At 73.3% G+C, this 14,200-nt stretch carries 15 protein-coding genes; all 15 read right to left on the reverse strand.

The features are described from left to right. Positions 1-70: 70 nt before the first annotated feature. The 15 genes from JT721_RS12410 to JT721_RS12480 all read right to left on the reverse strand — a co-directional run bounded on the left by JT721_RS12410 (position 71) and on the right by JT721_RS12480 (position 14,195). Entirely contained in the window at positions 71-2,299 is a 2,229-nt protein-coding gene (locus JT721_RS12410; RefSeq protein WP_205473513.1) for a bifunctional (p)ppGpp synthetase/guanosine-3',5'-bis(diphosphate) 3'-pyrophosphohydrolase, read from the reverse strand. 122 nt (positions 2,300-2,421) lie between these two features. Then, positions 2,422-2,985, reverse strand: coding sequence for an adenine phosphoribosyltransferase (locus JT721_RS12415; RefSeq protein WP_205473459.1), 564 nt, complete (start codon positions 2,983-2,985; stop codon positions 2,422-2,424). Continuing rightward, entirely contained in the window at positions 2,982-4,226 is a 1,245-nt protein-coding gene (gene secF, locus JT721_RS12420; protein ID WP_205473460.1) for a protein translocase subunit SecF, read from the reverse strand. Before secF ends, JT721_RS12415 begins: the two co-directional genes overlap by 4 nt. Further along, entirely contained in the window at positions 4,226-6,091 is a 1,866-nt protein-coding gene (gene secD, locus JT721_RS12425; RefSeq protein ID WP_205473461.1) for a protein translocase subunit SecD, read from the reverse strand. The genes secF and secD overlap by 1 nt, the downstream gene beginning before the upstream one ends. 4 nt (positions 6,092-6,095) lie before the next feature. Then, the gene (gene yajC, locus JT721_RS12430) at positions 6,096-6,407 is read right to left on the reverse strand and encodes a preprotein translocase subunit YajC (RefSeq protein WP_205473462.1); all 312 of its coding nucleotides are present in this window, start codon (positions 6,405-6,407) and stop codon (positions 6,096-6,098) included. Between the two features lie 195 nt (positions 6,408-6,602). Beyond that, the gene (gene ruvB / locus JT721_RS12435; RefSeq protein WP_374220886.1) at positions 6,603-7,649 is read right to left on the reverse strand and encodes a Holliday junction branch migration DNA helicase RuvB; all 1,047 of its coding nucleotides are present in this window, start codon (positions 7,647-7,649) and stop codon (positions 6,603-6,605) included. 40 nt (positions 7,650-7,689) lie between these two features. Beyond that, a complete protein-coding gene (gene ruvA / locus JT721_RS12440; RefSeq protein WP_205473464.1) occupies positions 7,690-8,286 on the reverse strand; it encodes a Holliday junction branch migration protein RuvA in 597 nt (198 codons plus the stop codon). Next, complete coding sequence (gene ruvC / locus JT721_RS12445) at positions 8,283-8,807, reverse strand: crossover junction endodeoxyribonuclease RuvC (RefSeq protein WP_205473465.1); 525 nt, start codon at positions 8,805-8,807, stop codon at positions 8,283-8,285. The genes ruvA and ruvC overlap by 4 nt, the downstream gene beginning before the upstream one ends. A gap of 114 nt (positions 8,808-8,921) precedes the next feature. Continuing rightward, positions 8,922-9,686: a YebC/PmpR family DNA-binding transcriptional regulator gene (locus JT721_RS12450; protein WP_205473466.1), complete on the reverse strand. Its 765-nt coding sequence runs from the start codon at positions 9,684-9,686 to the stop codon at positions 8,922-8,924. A gap of 137 nt (positions 9,687-9,823) precedes the next feature. Further along, positions 9,824-10,417 (reverse strand): pyridoxal 5'-phosphate synthase glutaminase subunit PdxT, encoded by a 594-nt coding sequence (gene pdxT, locus JT721_RS12455; protein WP_205473467.1) that lies wholly within the window; start codon positions 10,415-10,417, stop codon positions 9,824-9,826. Between the two features lie 72 nt (positions 10,418-10,489). Beyond that, positions 10,490-11,185, reverse strand: a complete 696-nt coding sequence (locus tag JT721_RS12460) for a hypothetical protein (RefSeq protein WP_205473468.1) — start codon at positions 11,183-11,185, stop codon at positions 10,490-10,492. Next, positions 11,182-12,183: a signal peptidase I gene (locus JT721_RS12465; RefSeq protein ID WP_205473469.1), complete on the reverse strand. Its 1,002-nt coding sequence runs from the start codon at positions 12,181-12,183 to the stop codon at positions 11,182-11,184. Before JT721_RS12465 ends, JT721_RS12460 begins: the two co-directional genes overlap by 4 nt. 4 nt (positions 12,184-12,187) lie before the next feature. Continuing rightward, positions 12,188-12,853 carry a TasA family protein gene (locus tag JT721_RS12470; protein ID WP_205473470.1) on the reverse strand — a complete coding sequence of 222 codons (666 nt, stop codon included), beginning with the start codon at positions 12,851-12,853 and terminating at the stop codon, positions 12,188-12,190. Next, entirely contained in the window at positions 12,850-13,605 is a 756-nt protein-coding gene (locus JT721_RS12475) for a hypothetical protein (protein WP_205473471.1), read from the reverse strand. Before JT721_RS12475 ends, JT721_RS12470 begins: the two co-directional genes overlap by 4 nt. Further along, positions 13,602-14,195 (reverse strand): signal peptidase I, encoded by a 594-nt coding sequence (locus tag JT721_RS12480; RefSeq protein WP_240340671.1) that lies wholly within the window; start codon positions 14,193-14,195, stop codon positions 13,602-13,604. The genes JT721_RS12475 and JT721_RS12480 overlap by 4 nt, the downstream gene beginning before the upstream one ends. Between the last annotated feature and the right edge of the window lie 5 nt (positions 14,196-14,200).

Here is a 14,200-nt window from a genome sequence, read left to right on the forward strand (position 1 = left end):
ACCCCTTGGTCGTCCCCCTGGGTCGCGTGGGGGTCTCTCCGCCCCGCCACACCCCCCGACTCGGCGGGGATCAGCTGGTGACGCGGTAGGCGTCGAAGACGCCGGGGACGCTGCGGACGGCCTTGAGGACGGTGTCGAGGTGCTTGCTCTCGGCCATCTCGAAGCTGAACCGGCTCTTGGCGACCCGGTCGCGGGAGGTGGAGAGCTGGGCGCTGAGGATGTTCACGTGGGTGTCGGAGAGCGCCATGGTGATGTCGGAGAGGAGCCGGGCCCGGTCGAGGGCCTCGACCTGGATGTTGACCAGGAACGACGACGAACCGGTCGGGGCCCACTCGACCTCGAGCAGCTTCTCCGGCTGGTTCTTCAGCTCCGCGGCGTTGGTGCAGTCGGTGCGGTGCACCGAGACGCCGCCGCCCTTGGTCACGAAGCCCAGGATCTCGTCGGGCGGCACCGGCGTGCAGCACTTCGCCAGCTTGACCCACACGTCGGGCGCACCCTTGACGATCACGCCCGCGTCGCCGCCCGACGGCGCCTTGGGCCGGCCGCGGCGGGTGATGGTGACCGCCTCGGCCAGGTCCTCCTGGGCGCCCATGTCGCCGCCGTGCACCTCGATCACCCGGCGGACGACGGCCTGCGCGCTCAGGTTGCCCTCGCCGACGGCGGCGTAGAGCGCGGACACGTCGGCGATCTTGAAGTGCTCGGCGGCCAGGGTGAGCGACTCGTGCGACATCAGCCGCTTGAGCGGCAGCCCCTCCTTGCGCATCAGCCGGGCGATCTGCTCCTTGCCCTGCTCGATCGCCTCCTCGCGGCGCTCCTTGGTGAACCACTGACGGATCTTGGAGCGGGCCCGCGGCGACTTGACGAAGCCCAGCCAGTCGCGCGACGGACCGGCGTTCTGGGCCTTGGAGGTGAAGACCTCCACAACGTCGCCGTTCTCGAGCGTCGACTCCAGCGGCACCAGCCGCCCGTTGACCCGGGCGCCGATCGTGTGGTGGCCGACCTCGGTGTGCACGGCGTAGGCGAAGTCGACGGGGGTCGCGCCGGCGGGCAGCGCGATCACGTCGCCGCGCGGCGTGAACACGTAGGTCTCGGCGCGGTTGATCTCGAAGCGCAGCGACTCCAGGAACTCGCCCGGGTCCTCGACGTCGCTCTGCCAGTCGAGCAGCTGGCGCACCCAGGTCATGTCGTCGAGGTCGCCGCGGCGCTCGGTGTCGACGCCGGCCCGGCCGTCCTCCTTGTACTTCCAGTGCGCCGCGACGCCGTACTCGGCGCGGCGGTGCATGGCGAAGGTCCGGATCTGCATCTCCACCGGTTTGCCCTGCGGCCCGATCACCGTGGTGTGCAGCGACTGGTAGAGGTTGAACTTCGGCATCGCGACGTAGTCCTTGAACCGGCCGAGCACCGGGTTCCAGCGCGAGTGCAGCACGCCGAGGACGGAGTAGCAGTCGCGGTCCTCGGCCACGAGGATCCGGATGCCGACCAGGTCGTAGATGTCGCTGAACTCGCGGCCGCCGACGATCATCTTCTGGTAGATGGAGTAGTAGTGCTTGGGCCGGCCGGTGACGGTCGCCTTGACCTTGGCCTCGCGCAGGTCGCCCTCGACCTGGCTGATCACCTCGGCGAGGAACTGGTCGCGCGAGGGCGCGCGCTCGGCCACCATCCGCACGATCTCGTCGTAGATCTTGGGGTGCAGGGTCGCGAACGCGAGGTCCTCGAGCTCCCACTTGATGGTGTTCATGCCGAGCCGGTGGGCCAGCGGCGCGTAGATGTCGAGCGTCTCGCGCGCGACCCGCTCCTGGGTCTCGGGCTTGACGTAGCGCAGGGTGCGCATGTTGTGGAGCCGGTCGGCGAGCTTGATCACCAGCACCCGGATGTCGCGCGACATCGCGACGATCATCTTGCGGATGGTCTCGGCCTGCGCCGAGTCGCCGTACTTGACCTTGTCGAGCTTGGTCACGCCGTCGACGAGCCGGGCCACCTCGTCGCCGAAGTCGGTGCGCACCTGGTCGAGGGTGTACGGCGTGTCCTCGACCGTGTCGTGCAGCAGCGCCGCCACCAGCGTCGGCTCGGTCATGCCGATGTCGGCGAGGATCGTGGTCACCGCGAGCGGGTGGGTGATGTAGGGGTCGCCGCTCTTGCGCAGCTGGGTGGCGTGCAGCTTCTCAGCGGTCGTGTAGGCGCGCTCGATCAGGCCCAGGTCGGCCTTCGGGTGGTTGGCGCGTACGACGCGGAACAGCGGCTCGAGCACTGGGTTGCCGCTCTGCGGCCGGGTGCCGACCCGGGCCAGCCGGGCGCGCATCCCGCGGGCCGACGGGGGCCCCTCGCCGCGGTCACCGGGGCGGGGCGCCGCGCGCTCCTGCCGGGGCGGGGCGGCGCGGTCCTCGGTCACCCGACCAGTCTAGGCGTCGACCCGCGAGCGGATCAGATGGTCTGGAGCGAGACGACCGGGAGGTCGCCGAGCGCCGCCCGGCCGTCGAGGAAGCCCAGCTCGAGCAGCACGCTGAACGCGACGACCTCTCCCCCGCACTGCTCCACCAGCTCGCGGGTCGCCCGCACGGTGCCGCCGGTGGCGAGCACGTCGTCGACCAGGAGCACCCGGTCGCCGGGGGCGATGGCGTCGGTGTGCAGCTCGAGGGTGGCGCTGCCGTACTCGAGGTCGTAGGACACCGCGTGCGTGGCCCGGGGCAGCTTGCCGGCCTTGCGCACCGGCACGAAGCCGGTGCCGAGCGCGAGCGCGACCGGCGCGGCCAGGATGAAGCCGCGCGCCTCCATGCCGATCACCTTGTCGACGACCACGCGCCCGTCGGCGTCGCGGCCCGCCTCGGCCAGCGCGGCCACGACTGCGGTGAAGCCGTCGTGGTCGGCCAGCAGCGGGGTGATGTCCTTGAACACGATCCCGGGCTCCGGGTAGTCGGGAACGTCGACGACCAGGCGCTGGAGCGCCTCGACGGCGGCGGTCCGCGGCTCCCCGGAGCCCTGGGTCACTTCTTGCCCCGCTTGGAGCGCGGCTGGCGGGTCGGCTGCTGGCGGCCCGACGACTGCGACTGGCGCACCGGCCGGGTCTGCTCGGGCACCACCCGGCCGCGGCCCAGCGCCTCCGACGCCCGCTGCGGCGCCACCCGCGGCTGGTCGAGCGGCTCGTCGTCGCCGAGGAGGTCGTCGTCGTCGTCGGCACCGTCGGGGTCGGAGCCCACCGGGAGGTCCTCGGTGAACGCCGGCACCGCGGCGTAGCGGTCGGCCGCGGCGCGGGCCCGGGCCTTGGCACGGCGCTCGGCGAGCACCACCTCGGTCTCGTTGGCCTTGAGGTGCACCAGCACCCGCGGGGCCAGGAAGATCGAGGAGTAGACGCCGACCGCCATGCCGACGAACTGCGAGAGCGCCAGGTCCTGCAGCGAGCTCGCGCCCAGCAGCACCGCGCTGGTGAACAGGATCGCGCCGATCGGGATCAGCGCCACGATGCCGGTGTTGATCGAGCGCACCAGCGTCTGGTTGACCGCGAGGTTGGCGGCCTCGGCGTAGGTCTGTCGGTTCTCGCGCATGGCCGAGGTGTTCTCCTTGACCTTGTCGAACACCACGACCGTGTCGTAGAGCGAGAAGCCGAGGATCGCGAGCAGGCCGGTGACCGCAGACGGGGTGACCTGGAAGCCCGAGAGCGAGTAGACGCCCACGGTGATGATCACGTCGTGCGCCAGCGCCACGAAGCTGGCCACCGACATCTTCCACTCGCGGAAGTACAGCGCGATGAAGATGAGCACCAGCACCAGGAAGACGATCACGCCGAGGATGGCCCGCTCGGCCACCTGCTCACCCCAGCTGGCGCTGATCTCGTCCTGGGAGATCTCGCCGGTGGTGGGGACGGTCGCCTCGATCGCCTCCACGAGCTGGTCGCTCTCGTCCTGGGTGAGCTCCTCGACCTGCACCAGCAGGCTGTCGTCGCCGGCGGTCGTCACGGTCGGCGCCTCGGCGTTCTCGATGCCGACGTCCGCGACCGCCTCGCGCAGCTCGTCGGCGCGCTCCTGGGTGGCGTCGGCGGCGGCCACCGGCACGCGGTACTGCGTGCCGCCGGTGAACTCGATGCCGAAGTTGAGCCCCTTGATCACGAGGATGCCGATCGCGGCGGCGACCAGCACCGTCGAGACGAGGTACCACAGCACCCGCCCGTGGACGAAGTCGATCGACTTGCGGCCTCCGTAGAGGTCGTTGCCGAGACGTGAGAACTTGCCCATCAGGCGCGACCTCCCTGCGGAACGGTGGGAGCGGCGTCCATGCCGAGCGTCCCCTTGCTGAGGCCCGAGAGCCGGTGCCCGCTGTTGAAGAAGTGGAACTGGCCGAGCCACGAGACCATCGGCTTGGTGAACCAGAACAGGATCGCGAGGTCGACGATCGTGCTCAGGCCCAGCGCGAAGCCGAAGCCCTTCACCGCGCCGGTGGCGAAGATGTAGAGCACCGCCGCCGAGAGCAGCGAGACGACCTGGGCCGCGAGGCGGGTGACCTTGGCCCGCTTCCAGCCGGTCTCGACCGCGACCCGCATCGACTTGCCCTCACGCATCTCATCTCGGATGCGCTCGAAGAAGATGATGAAGGAGTCGGCGGTGACACCGACCGCGATGATCAGGCCGGCGATGCCGGGCAGGGTGAGCGTGAAGCCCGCGGTCTTGCTGAGCAGCAGCACCAGGGCGTACGTCGCCGCGGCGGCGACGAGCAGCGAGGCGACCACGACCAGGCCGAGGCCGCGGTAGTAGAGCATGCAGTAGATCAGCACCAGGCCGAGGCCGAAGCCGCCCGCGACCAGACCGGCGCTGAGCTGGTCACCGGCCAGCGAGGGGCCGATGGTCTCGGTCGAGGGGTCCTCGAACGCGACCGGCAGGGCGCCGAACTTCAGGCTGGTCGCCAGGCTCTCGGCGGAGGCCTGGGTGAAGTCACCGGAGATCTGGGCCTCGCCGTTGGTGATCAGGCCCTCCATGGTGGGCGCCGAGAGCACCTGGCCGTCGAGGACGATCGCGAACAGGTCCTCGGTGCCGAACAGCTTCTCGGAGATCTCGGCGAACTTCTCGGTGCCGGGGCCGTCGAACTTGAGGGTCACGACGTACTGCACCGACTGCTGCGGGATCTCGGCCGCGGCGTCCTTGAGCGCCGTGCCCTCGATCATCGAGGCCGACATGAGGTACTTGGCACCGGTCTCGGTGTCGCAGCTGATCAGCGGCTTGGCCGGGTCGTCCTCGACGTTCGCGGGGGTGCCGGGCGGGGGGCACTCGAACGCGTTGTAGGCGTCGATGGCCTCCTGGTTGGGGGCCTTGTACCACTCCAGCGGCTTGCCGACGTTGGGTCCGCCCTCGGGGGCCGGGATCACCTGGGCGCCCTCGGTGCCGCCGGCGGCCGGGCCCTCGGAGGCGTCGGGGGTCGGGGCGTCGCTGGGTGCGTCACTGGGCGCGTCCGTAGGCGCGTCGGTAGCGCTGGGCGCGTCGCTCGGGGTCTCGCCCTGGGCGTACGACGTCGCCGCGCGGTTGGCGCTGCCCTCCGGCGCGCCGTCGCCGGCACCTTCGCCGGCACCCTCGCCGGCACCGTCACCCTGGCCGGCGTCCTGGCCCTGGCCGTTCCCCTGGCCGCCGCCCTGGCCCTCGGGGGCCGGGTCGGCCGGAGCCGTGACGCCCGCGCCGGGCTCGGGCTGGCCGGTGCCGGGGTCGCCGGGCACGCCGGTGCCGGTGCCGGCGCCGGTGCTGCAGACGCCGCCGAACGGCGAGCACGCCACCAGCCGGAACCGCAGCTGGGCCTGGCGCTGCACGGTCTCCACCAGGTCGCGCCGGGTCTCGCCGGGGATCTCGACCACGATGATGCGACCGCTCTCGGTCACCACCTCGGCCTCGGTGACACCCGAGCCGTTGACGCGCTGGTCGACGATCTGGCGGGCCTCCTCCATGCTCTCGTCGGTCGGGTCACCCTTCGCGATCAGGGTGATCCGGGTGCCGCCCTGGAGGTCCAGGCCGAGCTCGGGGGTCCACTGCTTGCCCAGGGCCACGGCCCCGTAGGCGATCGCCAGCCCGAGGAAGAACACCACCAGGGTGCGACCGGGCCGGGCGGTCTTGCGTGCCATCTTCTCAGCTCTCCTCAGGCTCGCCCTGGTGACCAGGGTCGGGCTCGGTGGTGGTGCGGTCGGTCAGGATGGAGCCGATCGCCCCACGGGCGACCTTGATGCTGACCCCGTCGGCGATCTCGACGCGGAGGAAGTCGTCATGGGTCTCGCGGAGGGTGCCGGCGATGCCCGACGTCAGCATCACCTCGTCCCCGACTGACAACGCCGACTGCATGCGCTGGAGTTCCCGCTGTCGCCTCATCTGCGGCCGGATGACCAGCAACCAGAAGAGGAGGACGATGCCGACGAGCGGCAGGATCTGGGCGAACTGTTGCACGACAAACGACCTCTTGGATGCCTCTGGGGAGTGCGGGACGGGGATGCCCCGGGATGGCCACACCGTCGTGGGGGGCCGACCGACGGGTCAGTGTAGCCCCGGCGCTCCCCCGCCGTCGCATCCGCCCGCGATCGTCCGGACGGTCCCTCCGACGACGCCGTCCGCGGCGCCCACGAGGCCCGCCACGACGCCCGCTCACTCCTCGAACAGGGTGGCCTCGCCGGGGCCCGGGGCGCCCGGCAGCGAGCCCGCGGGGGCGCTCAGGCCGAGGTGGGCCCACGCCGCGGCGGTGGCGACCCGGCCCCGCGGCGTGCGCGCGAGGAAGCCGCTGCGCACCAGGAACGGCTCGGCGACCTCCTCGACGGTCTCGCGCTCCTCCCCCACCGCGACCGCCAGCGTGGAGATGCCGACCGGGCCGCCGCCGAACCGGCGGCAGAGCACGTCGAGCACCGCGGCGTCGAGCCGATCGAGCCCCAGCTCGTCGACCTCGTAGAGCTCGAGGGCGGCGCGGGCGACCCCGAGGGTGACGACGCCGTCGGCGCGCACCTGGGCGAAGTCGCGCACCCGGCGCAGCAGCCGGTTGGCGATCCGGGGGGTGCCCCGCGACCGCGAGGCGATCTCGGCGGCGCCGTCGTCGGTGAGCTCGACGCCGAGCAGGCCGGCCGAGCGCCGGACGATGAGGTCGAGCTCGCCGGGCTCGTAGAACTCCAGGTGGCCGGTGAACCCGAACCGGTCGCGCAGCGGGCCGGGGAGCAGCCCGGCGCGGGTGGTGGCGCCGACCAGCGTGAACGGCGGGATCTCGAGCGGGATGGCGGTGGCGCCGGGGCCCTTGCCGATGACGACGTCGACCCGGAAGTCCTCCATCGCCATGTAGAGCATCTCCTCGGCCGGGCGCGACATCCGGTGGATCTCGTCGACGAAGAGGACGTCGCCCTCGTTCATGCCCGACAGGATGGCGGCGAGGTCGCCGGCGTGGGTGATGGCCGGGCCGCTGGTCAGCCGCAGCGGGGTGGACATCTCGTGGGCGATGATCATCGCCAGGGTGGTCTTGCCGAGACCGGGAGGCCCCGAGAGCAGCACGTGGTCGGGCGCGCGGCCGCGCTGGCGGGCCGCCTCGAGCACCAGGCCGAGCTGGGCCCGCACCCGGCCCTGCCCCACCACCTCGTCGAGCGAGCGCGGGCGCAGCGCGGCCTCGACGGCGCGCTCGTCGCCCTCGGCCTCGGCGGCCGTGAGCGAGCCCAGGTGTCGTTCCTCGGCCGCGGCCAGGTCGTCCTCGTGCACGTCAGGCCCGGCTCAGCGTCTGCAGCGCCGCGCGCAGCAGCAACGGCACGTCGGGGGCGTCGCCTGCCTGGTCGGAGACCGCCTCAACCGCCTTCTCGGCGTCACGGGCGGACCAGCCGAGCCCGACCAGGCCCTGGTGCACCTGGTCTCGCCACGGCGCCGCGGCCGCGACCGTGCCGACGGGCCGCGCACCGGTCGGGGCGCCGATCCGGTCCTTGAGCTCGAGGATGATCCGCTGCGCGCCCTTCTGGCCGATGCCCGGCACCTTGGTCAGCGTCTTGACGTCGTCGGAGGCGATCGCGCGGCGCAGGTCGTCGGGGGCCAGCACGGCGGTGATCGCCTGGGCCACCTTCGGCCCGACGCCGGAGGCGGTCTGCACGAGCTCGAAGACCTGCTTCTCGTCCTCGTCGGCGAAGCCGAACAGGGTCAGCGAGTCCTCGCGCACCACCATGCTGGTCGGCAGGGTCGCGGTGTGGCCGGGGCGCAGCGTGGCCAGGGTGCCGGGCGTGCACATCACCTCGAGCCCGACGCCGCCGACCTCGACGACGGCGCTCGACAGGGTCACGGCGGCCACCTGGCCGCGGACGAAGGCGATCAACGGATCCTCCTGCCGGCCGCGGCGAGCGCGGCGTCGATCCTGGCCTGGGCACCGCCCCGCCAGATGTGGGTGATGGCGAGCGCCAGCGCGTCGGAGGCGTCGGCCGGGCGGGGCATCGCGTCGAGGCGCAGGATGCGGGTCACCATCGCACCGACCTGCGCCTTGTCGGCCCGGCCGTTGCCCGACACCGCGGCCTTGACCTCGCTCGGGGTGTGCAGCGCGAGCGGCAGGCCGCGCCGGGCAGCGCAGACCATGGCGATACCGCTGGCCTGGGCGGTCCCCATCACGGTACTGACGTCGCTGCGGGCGAAGACCCGCTCGACCGCGACGGCGTCGGGCCGGTGCTCGTCGAGCCAGGCGTCGACGCCCTTCTCGATCGTCACCAGCCGCTCGGCCACCGGCAGCGACGACGACGTGCGCAGCACGTTGACGTCGACCAGCGTGAGGGGACGCCCCACGTCCCCGTCGACCACGCCCATACCGCAGCGGGTCAGCCCGGGGTCGATCCCCAGCACGCGCATCGGTGGCCTCTCGTCGTCCGAACAGGTGTTCGGAGACCACGCTAGCCGCCGGTCCGCGCCACCGGCGGACCGACACGCCCGGCCCGGGCGACCCCGACGACCCGGACGACCGGCTCAGGCGTCGAGCTCGGCCATGACCTCGTCGGCGACGTCGAAGTTGGCGAAGATGTTCTGCACGTCGTCGAGGTCCTCGAGGACGTCGACGAGCCGGAACAGCTTGGCCGCGGCCTCCTTGTCGAGCGCCACCTTGTTGTCGGGCACGAACGACGCCTCGGCGGAGTCGTAGTCGATGCCGGCCGCCTGTAGGGCGGTGCGGACGCCGACCAGGTCGCCGGGCTCCGAGACGACCTCGAACGCCCCGCCGAGGTCGTTGACCTCGTCGGCGCCGGCCTCGAGCGTCGCCTCCAGCACGTCGTCCTCGGAGACCTCGCGGCCCTCCTGCTCGGCGGGCACGATCACCACGCCCTTGCGGTTGAACAGGAACGACACCGACCCCGGGTCGGCCAGCGAGCCGCCGTTGCGGGTCATCGCGGTGCGGACCTCCATCGCGGCCCGGTTGCGGTTGTCGGTGAGGCACTCGATGAGCATCGCGACGCCGCTGGGGCCGTAGCCCTCGTACATGATCGTCTGGTAGTCGGCGCCGCCGGTCTCGAGGCCCGCCCCGCGTTTGACCGCGCGGTCGATGTTGTCGTTGGGGACCGAGGACTTCTTGGCCTTCTGGATGGCGTCGTAGAGCGTGGGGTTGCCCGCCGGGTCGCCGCCGCCCATCCGGGCCGCGACCTCGACGTTCTTGATCAGCTTGGCGAACATCTTGCCGCGCTTGGCGTCGATGACCGCCTTCTTGTGCTTGGTGGTCGCCCACTTGGAGTGGCCGGACATGGCGCCCCTCTTCTCCTGCCGGCCGTCTCCACGCGGCGCGCGGCGGCTCGGTCGTCTGCGTTCGTCTTCGAGGTCCTCGGCCGCACCGGCGTGCCGGGCGGCCGTCCGATCCTACCGACCCCGGGGCGGCGGGTGGCTCAGCCGCCCACCAGGTCCAGGAACAGCCGGTGCAGCCGGCTGTCGTCGCCCACCTCGGGGTGGAACGACGTCGCGAGCAGCCGGCCCTGGCGCACGGCGACCGGGTGCTCGCCGTCGTCGGTGGCCACCCGGGCCAGCACCTCGACGCCCGCACCGACCTGCTCGACCCAGGGCGCCCGGATGAAGACCCCGTGCACCGGCTCGTCGAGGCCGCGCACCGCCACCGGTCCCTCGAAGGAGTCGACCTGGCGGCCGAAGGCGTTGCGGCGCACGGTGATGTCGAGCCCGCCGAGCGTCTCCTGGCCGGCGGCGCCGTCGACGATGCGGTCGGCGAGCAGGATCATGCCGGCGCAGGTGCCGAACGCCGGGAGCCCGGTGGCCAGCCGCTCCCGCAGCGGCTCGAGGAGCCCGAAGGCGCGCGCCAGCTTGACCATCGTGGTCGACTCGCCGCCGGGCAGCACCAGCGCGTCGACGGCGGCGAGCTCGTCGGGCCGGCGCACGGTGGTGGCCCGCGCGCCGAGCGCGGTCAGCGCGGCGACGTGCTCGCGGACGTCGCCCTGCAGCGCGAGGACGCCGATCGTGGGTGGGGGCACGAGGCAACGCTAGAACTCCTCACCACCGCCCCGTGCGCCGGTCCCATCGCCGTCCGGTCCGCGCCGTCTCGCTCAGACCAGGTAGGAGTCGGACCCGTCGACGGGGCGGTGCCGCCAGCGGCGGGTGGTCCACCAGGTGACGGCCAGCAGCAGCAGCGCGGCCGTGAGGAAGACGGGGATCAGCTCGAGGTTGGCGTTGTCGCGGCCGACCGGCTCGCCCACCCGGCGGGTGTCGGGGGCGACCAGCTCGGCGGTGAAGGTCAGCTGGTCGACCGGCACCACCGCGGGAGCGCTCTGCGGTCCGAGCCACCCCCGCAGGGTGACCTCGGCCGTGGCCGACGGCGCCAGGTCGCGCACCGGCACCACGACCACGTCGTCCTGCGCGGTGAACACCGTCCACTCCCCGCGCCCGGCGCGGGCCGCGAGCGACAGCTGACCCTCCGCGAGGGGTGTGGGTGCGGCGGTGCGCGCGATCACCACGTCGACGTCCGTGGTGCTGGTGCCGGTGTTGCGCACCCACCAGGTCACCGAGCGCTCGTCGCCGGCCCACCACTCCAGGTCGGGCGAGAGCAGCGGCTCGGGCTCCAGCGAGGTGCCCCACGACACCCGGTCGCGGCTGAGCTCGGCCGAGCCCACGTCGGCGTTGGCCCGGGCGTCGGTCGCCGGCCAGGCCAGCACCGCGACCAGCACCGCGACCAGTCCCACCGCCACCCCCGCTGCCGCCAGCGCGGCGGCCCGCGGTGGTCGGACGGCGAGCAGGGTGGTCACGCAGGACAACTGTAGGTAGTCACCACCACGGTGACCGCCCGGATCCGGGCCGGGCCGGTCTCGGCGCTGACCCAGCTGGTGCCGTAGCGGGTCGCCACGGTCACCGAGAAGGTGGTGTCGCCCAGCAGGAACCCCGGTGGCGGCTGGGCGGTCCGCTCCGCCGGCCCGGGGTAGGTGTACCCCACGACGGTGCCGTTGACGATCCAGGTCAGCCGGTAGCCGGTGGGCGCCGGCACCTGGCTGGTGGGCGGCGTCCACTCGATCCTGGCCGCACCGGCCGCCGGGCTGAAGCACCGGATGGTCGCCGGGGGGCGGAGCGTCTGCGCCGAGAACGCACCGGTCGTGACCGTGGCCTGGTCGGTGAACCGGGCGAGTGTCGCGTCGACCCTCGCGCCGAGCAGCGTGGCGCCGAGCGCCCCGACCAGCACCACCGTTCCGCCGACCAGCAGGGGCCGACGCCGCCGGGCGGCCGCGTGACGGGGCGGGCCCCGACGCAGCCGGGGCCGTCGCGGACGGCGGTCGCGGGTCCCGGCCGGTGCACCCCAGCCGACCACGACCAGCATCAGCGAGAGGCAGGCGGCGGCCAGCAGCCCGGGCGGGGTCAGCGCGTGGGCGACGACGTAGCCGCCCCACGGCACCGAGGCCCAGACCCGCTCGACCTCGGTGACGCGGTAGACCTCGTCGTCCGGCGCGGAGTTGGCGTCGCCCTGCAGCACCAGCGTGGCCTCGTCGCCGCGCAGGGTGCTCGAGACGACCCTGTGGGTCACCCGGTCGCCGGTCGAGGAGAGCACCGAGACGACGTCTCCGGCGCGCAGGTCGGCCGCCGGCACGGTGCGCGCCAGCGCGAGCGCGCCGGTCTCGATCTCCGGCGACATCGAGCCGGACCGGAAGACCAGGAAGCTGAAGCCCAACCAGGCCACCGCGACGCCCGCGAGCACCGCGAGGAGGCCGAGGGCCGCCCCGGCCCACAGCACCAGCTCACGCAGTCGTCGTCTCATCGGGTCAGGGTGCCCCGACCTGCTTGGCGTTGAAGGTCAGGCTGCCGTTGACGGTCTTGCCCTGCGCGTTGTTGTCGGCGGCGGCCGGCAGTGCCACGACGACGCAGACGTTCTCGGAGGCGCCCTGGGCGAGGGTGCGGCCGGTCGACGTCAGCGGCGCGAGCACCGGCGCGGCGGGCGGCGTCGTGGGCGCCGGCAGCACCTGCGTCGTGCCGAGTGCGGCGCCGGAGCAGGTGCCGGAGCGGTTGCCGGCGGCCGCGGTACCGGAGTTGGCGGCGGTGCCGGAGAAGAGGTGGAAGGTGAAGTGCGGCTGACCGCTGCCGGTGGCGGTGCCCCCGGCGGTCCACACCAGCGGCACGCTCCCGGCGTTGCCGACCGGGAAGCTGGCCGCGATGCTCTCGCCCGGCACCATCGCGCTCAACGTGAACGACGGCAGCGAGGTGGTGCCGCCCTCGCCGGTGAGCAGGTTGTTGAGCGTGATGTCGAGGGTGCCCGAGGAGAACGACCCCGTGGTGATGGTCGCCGAGTCGGTCCAGAACGCGAAGGTGCCCTTCACGCTGAGGCCGGCCGACAGCGCCGCGACGACCCCCAGCGAGAGCAGGGCGCGGGCGCGGCCCGAGCGGCGGGGTCGCTCGGCTCGTCGACGGGCGGGGGGGCGGTGCTTGGTCATCTGCGGGACTCCGAAGGGGTGGGGACGGCCGGGGAGGTGGCCGGGGTGGGGTCTGGGGAGGGATGTTGCTCGGCGGCGCCGCCGTCACGTCGGCGGCGTCCGGCCAGGACCAGCGCGGCTCCGAGCAGGGCCAGGGCGACGGCGAGCGGGGGCAGCCAGCGCGGGACGACGCTTCCGGTGTCGGGCAGCAGGCCATCGAGTCCGGCGAGGTCCGGGCCGGCACCGGGGCCGTCGGGCCCGCCGGGGCCGTCCGGGCCGTCGCCGCCCGACATCGACTGGGTCAGGGTCACCCGCAGGTCGAGGTCGCTGCCCAGCAGCATCGTCGCGTTGGGTGCCTCCCAGTCGAGGTCGGCGCGGAGCTCGACCGGCACCACCGTGCCCGCCTCGACCTCGTCGGCCTGGACGAGCAGGTGGGTGCCTGCGCTGCTGACGTCGGTCCAGCTCCCGCCGGAGGCGCGGGCCGAGATCGTCAGCCACCCGGTCTCGATCAGCGCGTCGCGGGCCACCTTCTCCACCGAGACGGTGAGGTCGGCGGCCTGCTCGGCCTGGTTGCGCACGAGGAACCGGGCGCTGCGCACGTCGCCCGGCACCCAGCGGACCGCGGGGTCGAAGAGCGGCTGGCGCAGCGAGCCGCTCCAGGTCCGGCCGTCGAGGCTGAGCCCGAGCTGTTCGCCCTCCGCGCGTGCCGTCCCGGCCGGGACGACGACGACCGCGGACAGCAGGGCGACCAGGGCCCCGAGCGCCCGGATCACCGCGGCACCGCCGTACGCCGGCGCCGGACGTCGTGCCCGGCCCGAGCGAACATCAGCACCGCGTAGCCCAGCAACCCGAGGCCGACGACGTAGACCGCCACCCCGCGCTGGTGGGAGGTGAGCCAGTGGGTGGGGCGGCCGACCCACGGCAGGGCGTACCACAGCTCGCCGCGGACCTGCTCGGAACGGACCCAGCCGCGGTCCGGTGCGCTGTTGGCGTCGCCCCGGGTGCGCCAGGACAGCTCGCCGGACAGGTCGCTGCGGACCTCGACGACCCGGTGGGTCACCGTCTGCGGCTGCCCCGAGCGCAGCTGGTAGGTGATGACCGAGCCGATGCCGATCTCGCCGGGCTCGACCGGCCGCGACACCACGAGGGTGCCGGGCGGCAGGTCGGGCCGCATCGAGCCCGTGAGGACGGTGTACGGCGTCGCGCCGGCCACGCGCGGGACGAGCACGGCAGCGGTCAGCACGGCCAGGCACCCGAGGATGACCAGCCACATGACCACGCTGCCGCACCACCGCAGCCACTCCGGCAGCACGCGCGAGCGCGGCTGCGGGAGGGCGCGGTGGTGCCGCTCGGCCTCCACCATCGTCA

This window comes from Nocardioides sp. SYSU D00038 (assembly GCF_016924665.1).
Classification (GTDB): domain Bacteria; phylum Actinomycetota; class Actinomycetes; order Propionibacteriales; family Nocardioidaceae; genus Nocardioides.

Coding starts and splice junctions, on each gene's coding strand:
- JT721_RS12410 (WP_205473513.1), bottom strand. CDS start 2,299: ATGCGCGCCCGGCTGGCCCGGGTCGGCACCCGGCCGCAGAGCGGCAAC.
- secF (WP_205473460.1), bottom strand. CDS start 4,226: ATGGGCAAGTTCTCACGTCTCGGCAACGACCTCTACGGAGGCCGCAAG.
- secD (WP_205473461.1), bottom strand. CDS start 6,091: ATGGCACGCAAGACCGCCCGGCCCGGTCGCACCCTGGTGGTGTTCTTC.
- ruvC (WP_205473465.1), bottom strand. CDS start 8,807: ATGCGCGTGCTGGGGATCGACCCCGGGCTGACCCGCTGCGGTATGGGC.
- JT721_RS12450 (WP_205473466.1), bottom strand. CDS start 9,686: ATGTCCGGCCACTCCAAGTGGGCGACCACCAAGCACAAGAAGGCGGTC.
- JT721_RS12465 (WP_205473469.1), bottom strand. CDS start 12,183: ATGAGACGACGACTGCGTGAGCTGGTGCTGTGGGCCGGGGCGGCCCTC.
- JT721_RS12470 (WP_205473470.1), bottom strand. CDS start 12,853: ATGACCAAGCACCGCCCCCCCGCCCGTCGACGAGCCGAGCGACCCCGC.
- JT721_RS12480 (WP_240340671.1), bottom strand. CDS start 14,195: ATGGTGGAGGCCGAGCGGCACCACCGCGCCCTCCCGCAGCCGCGCTCG.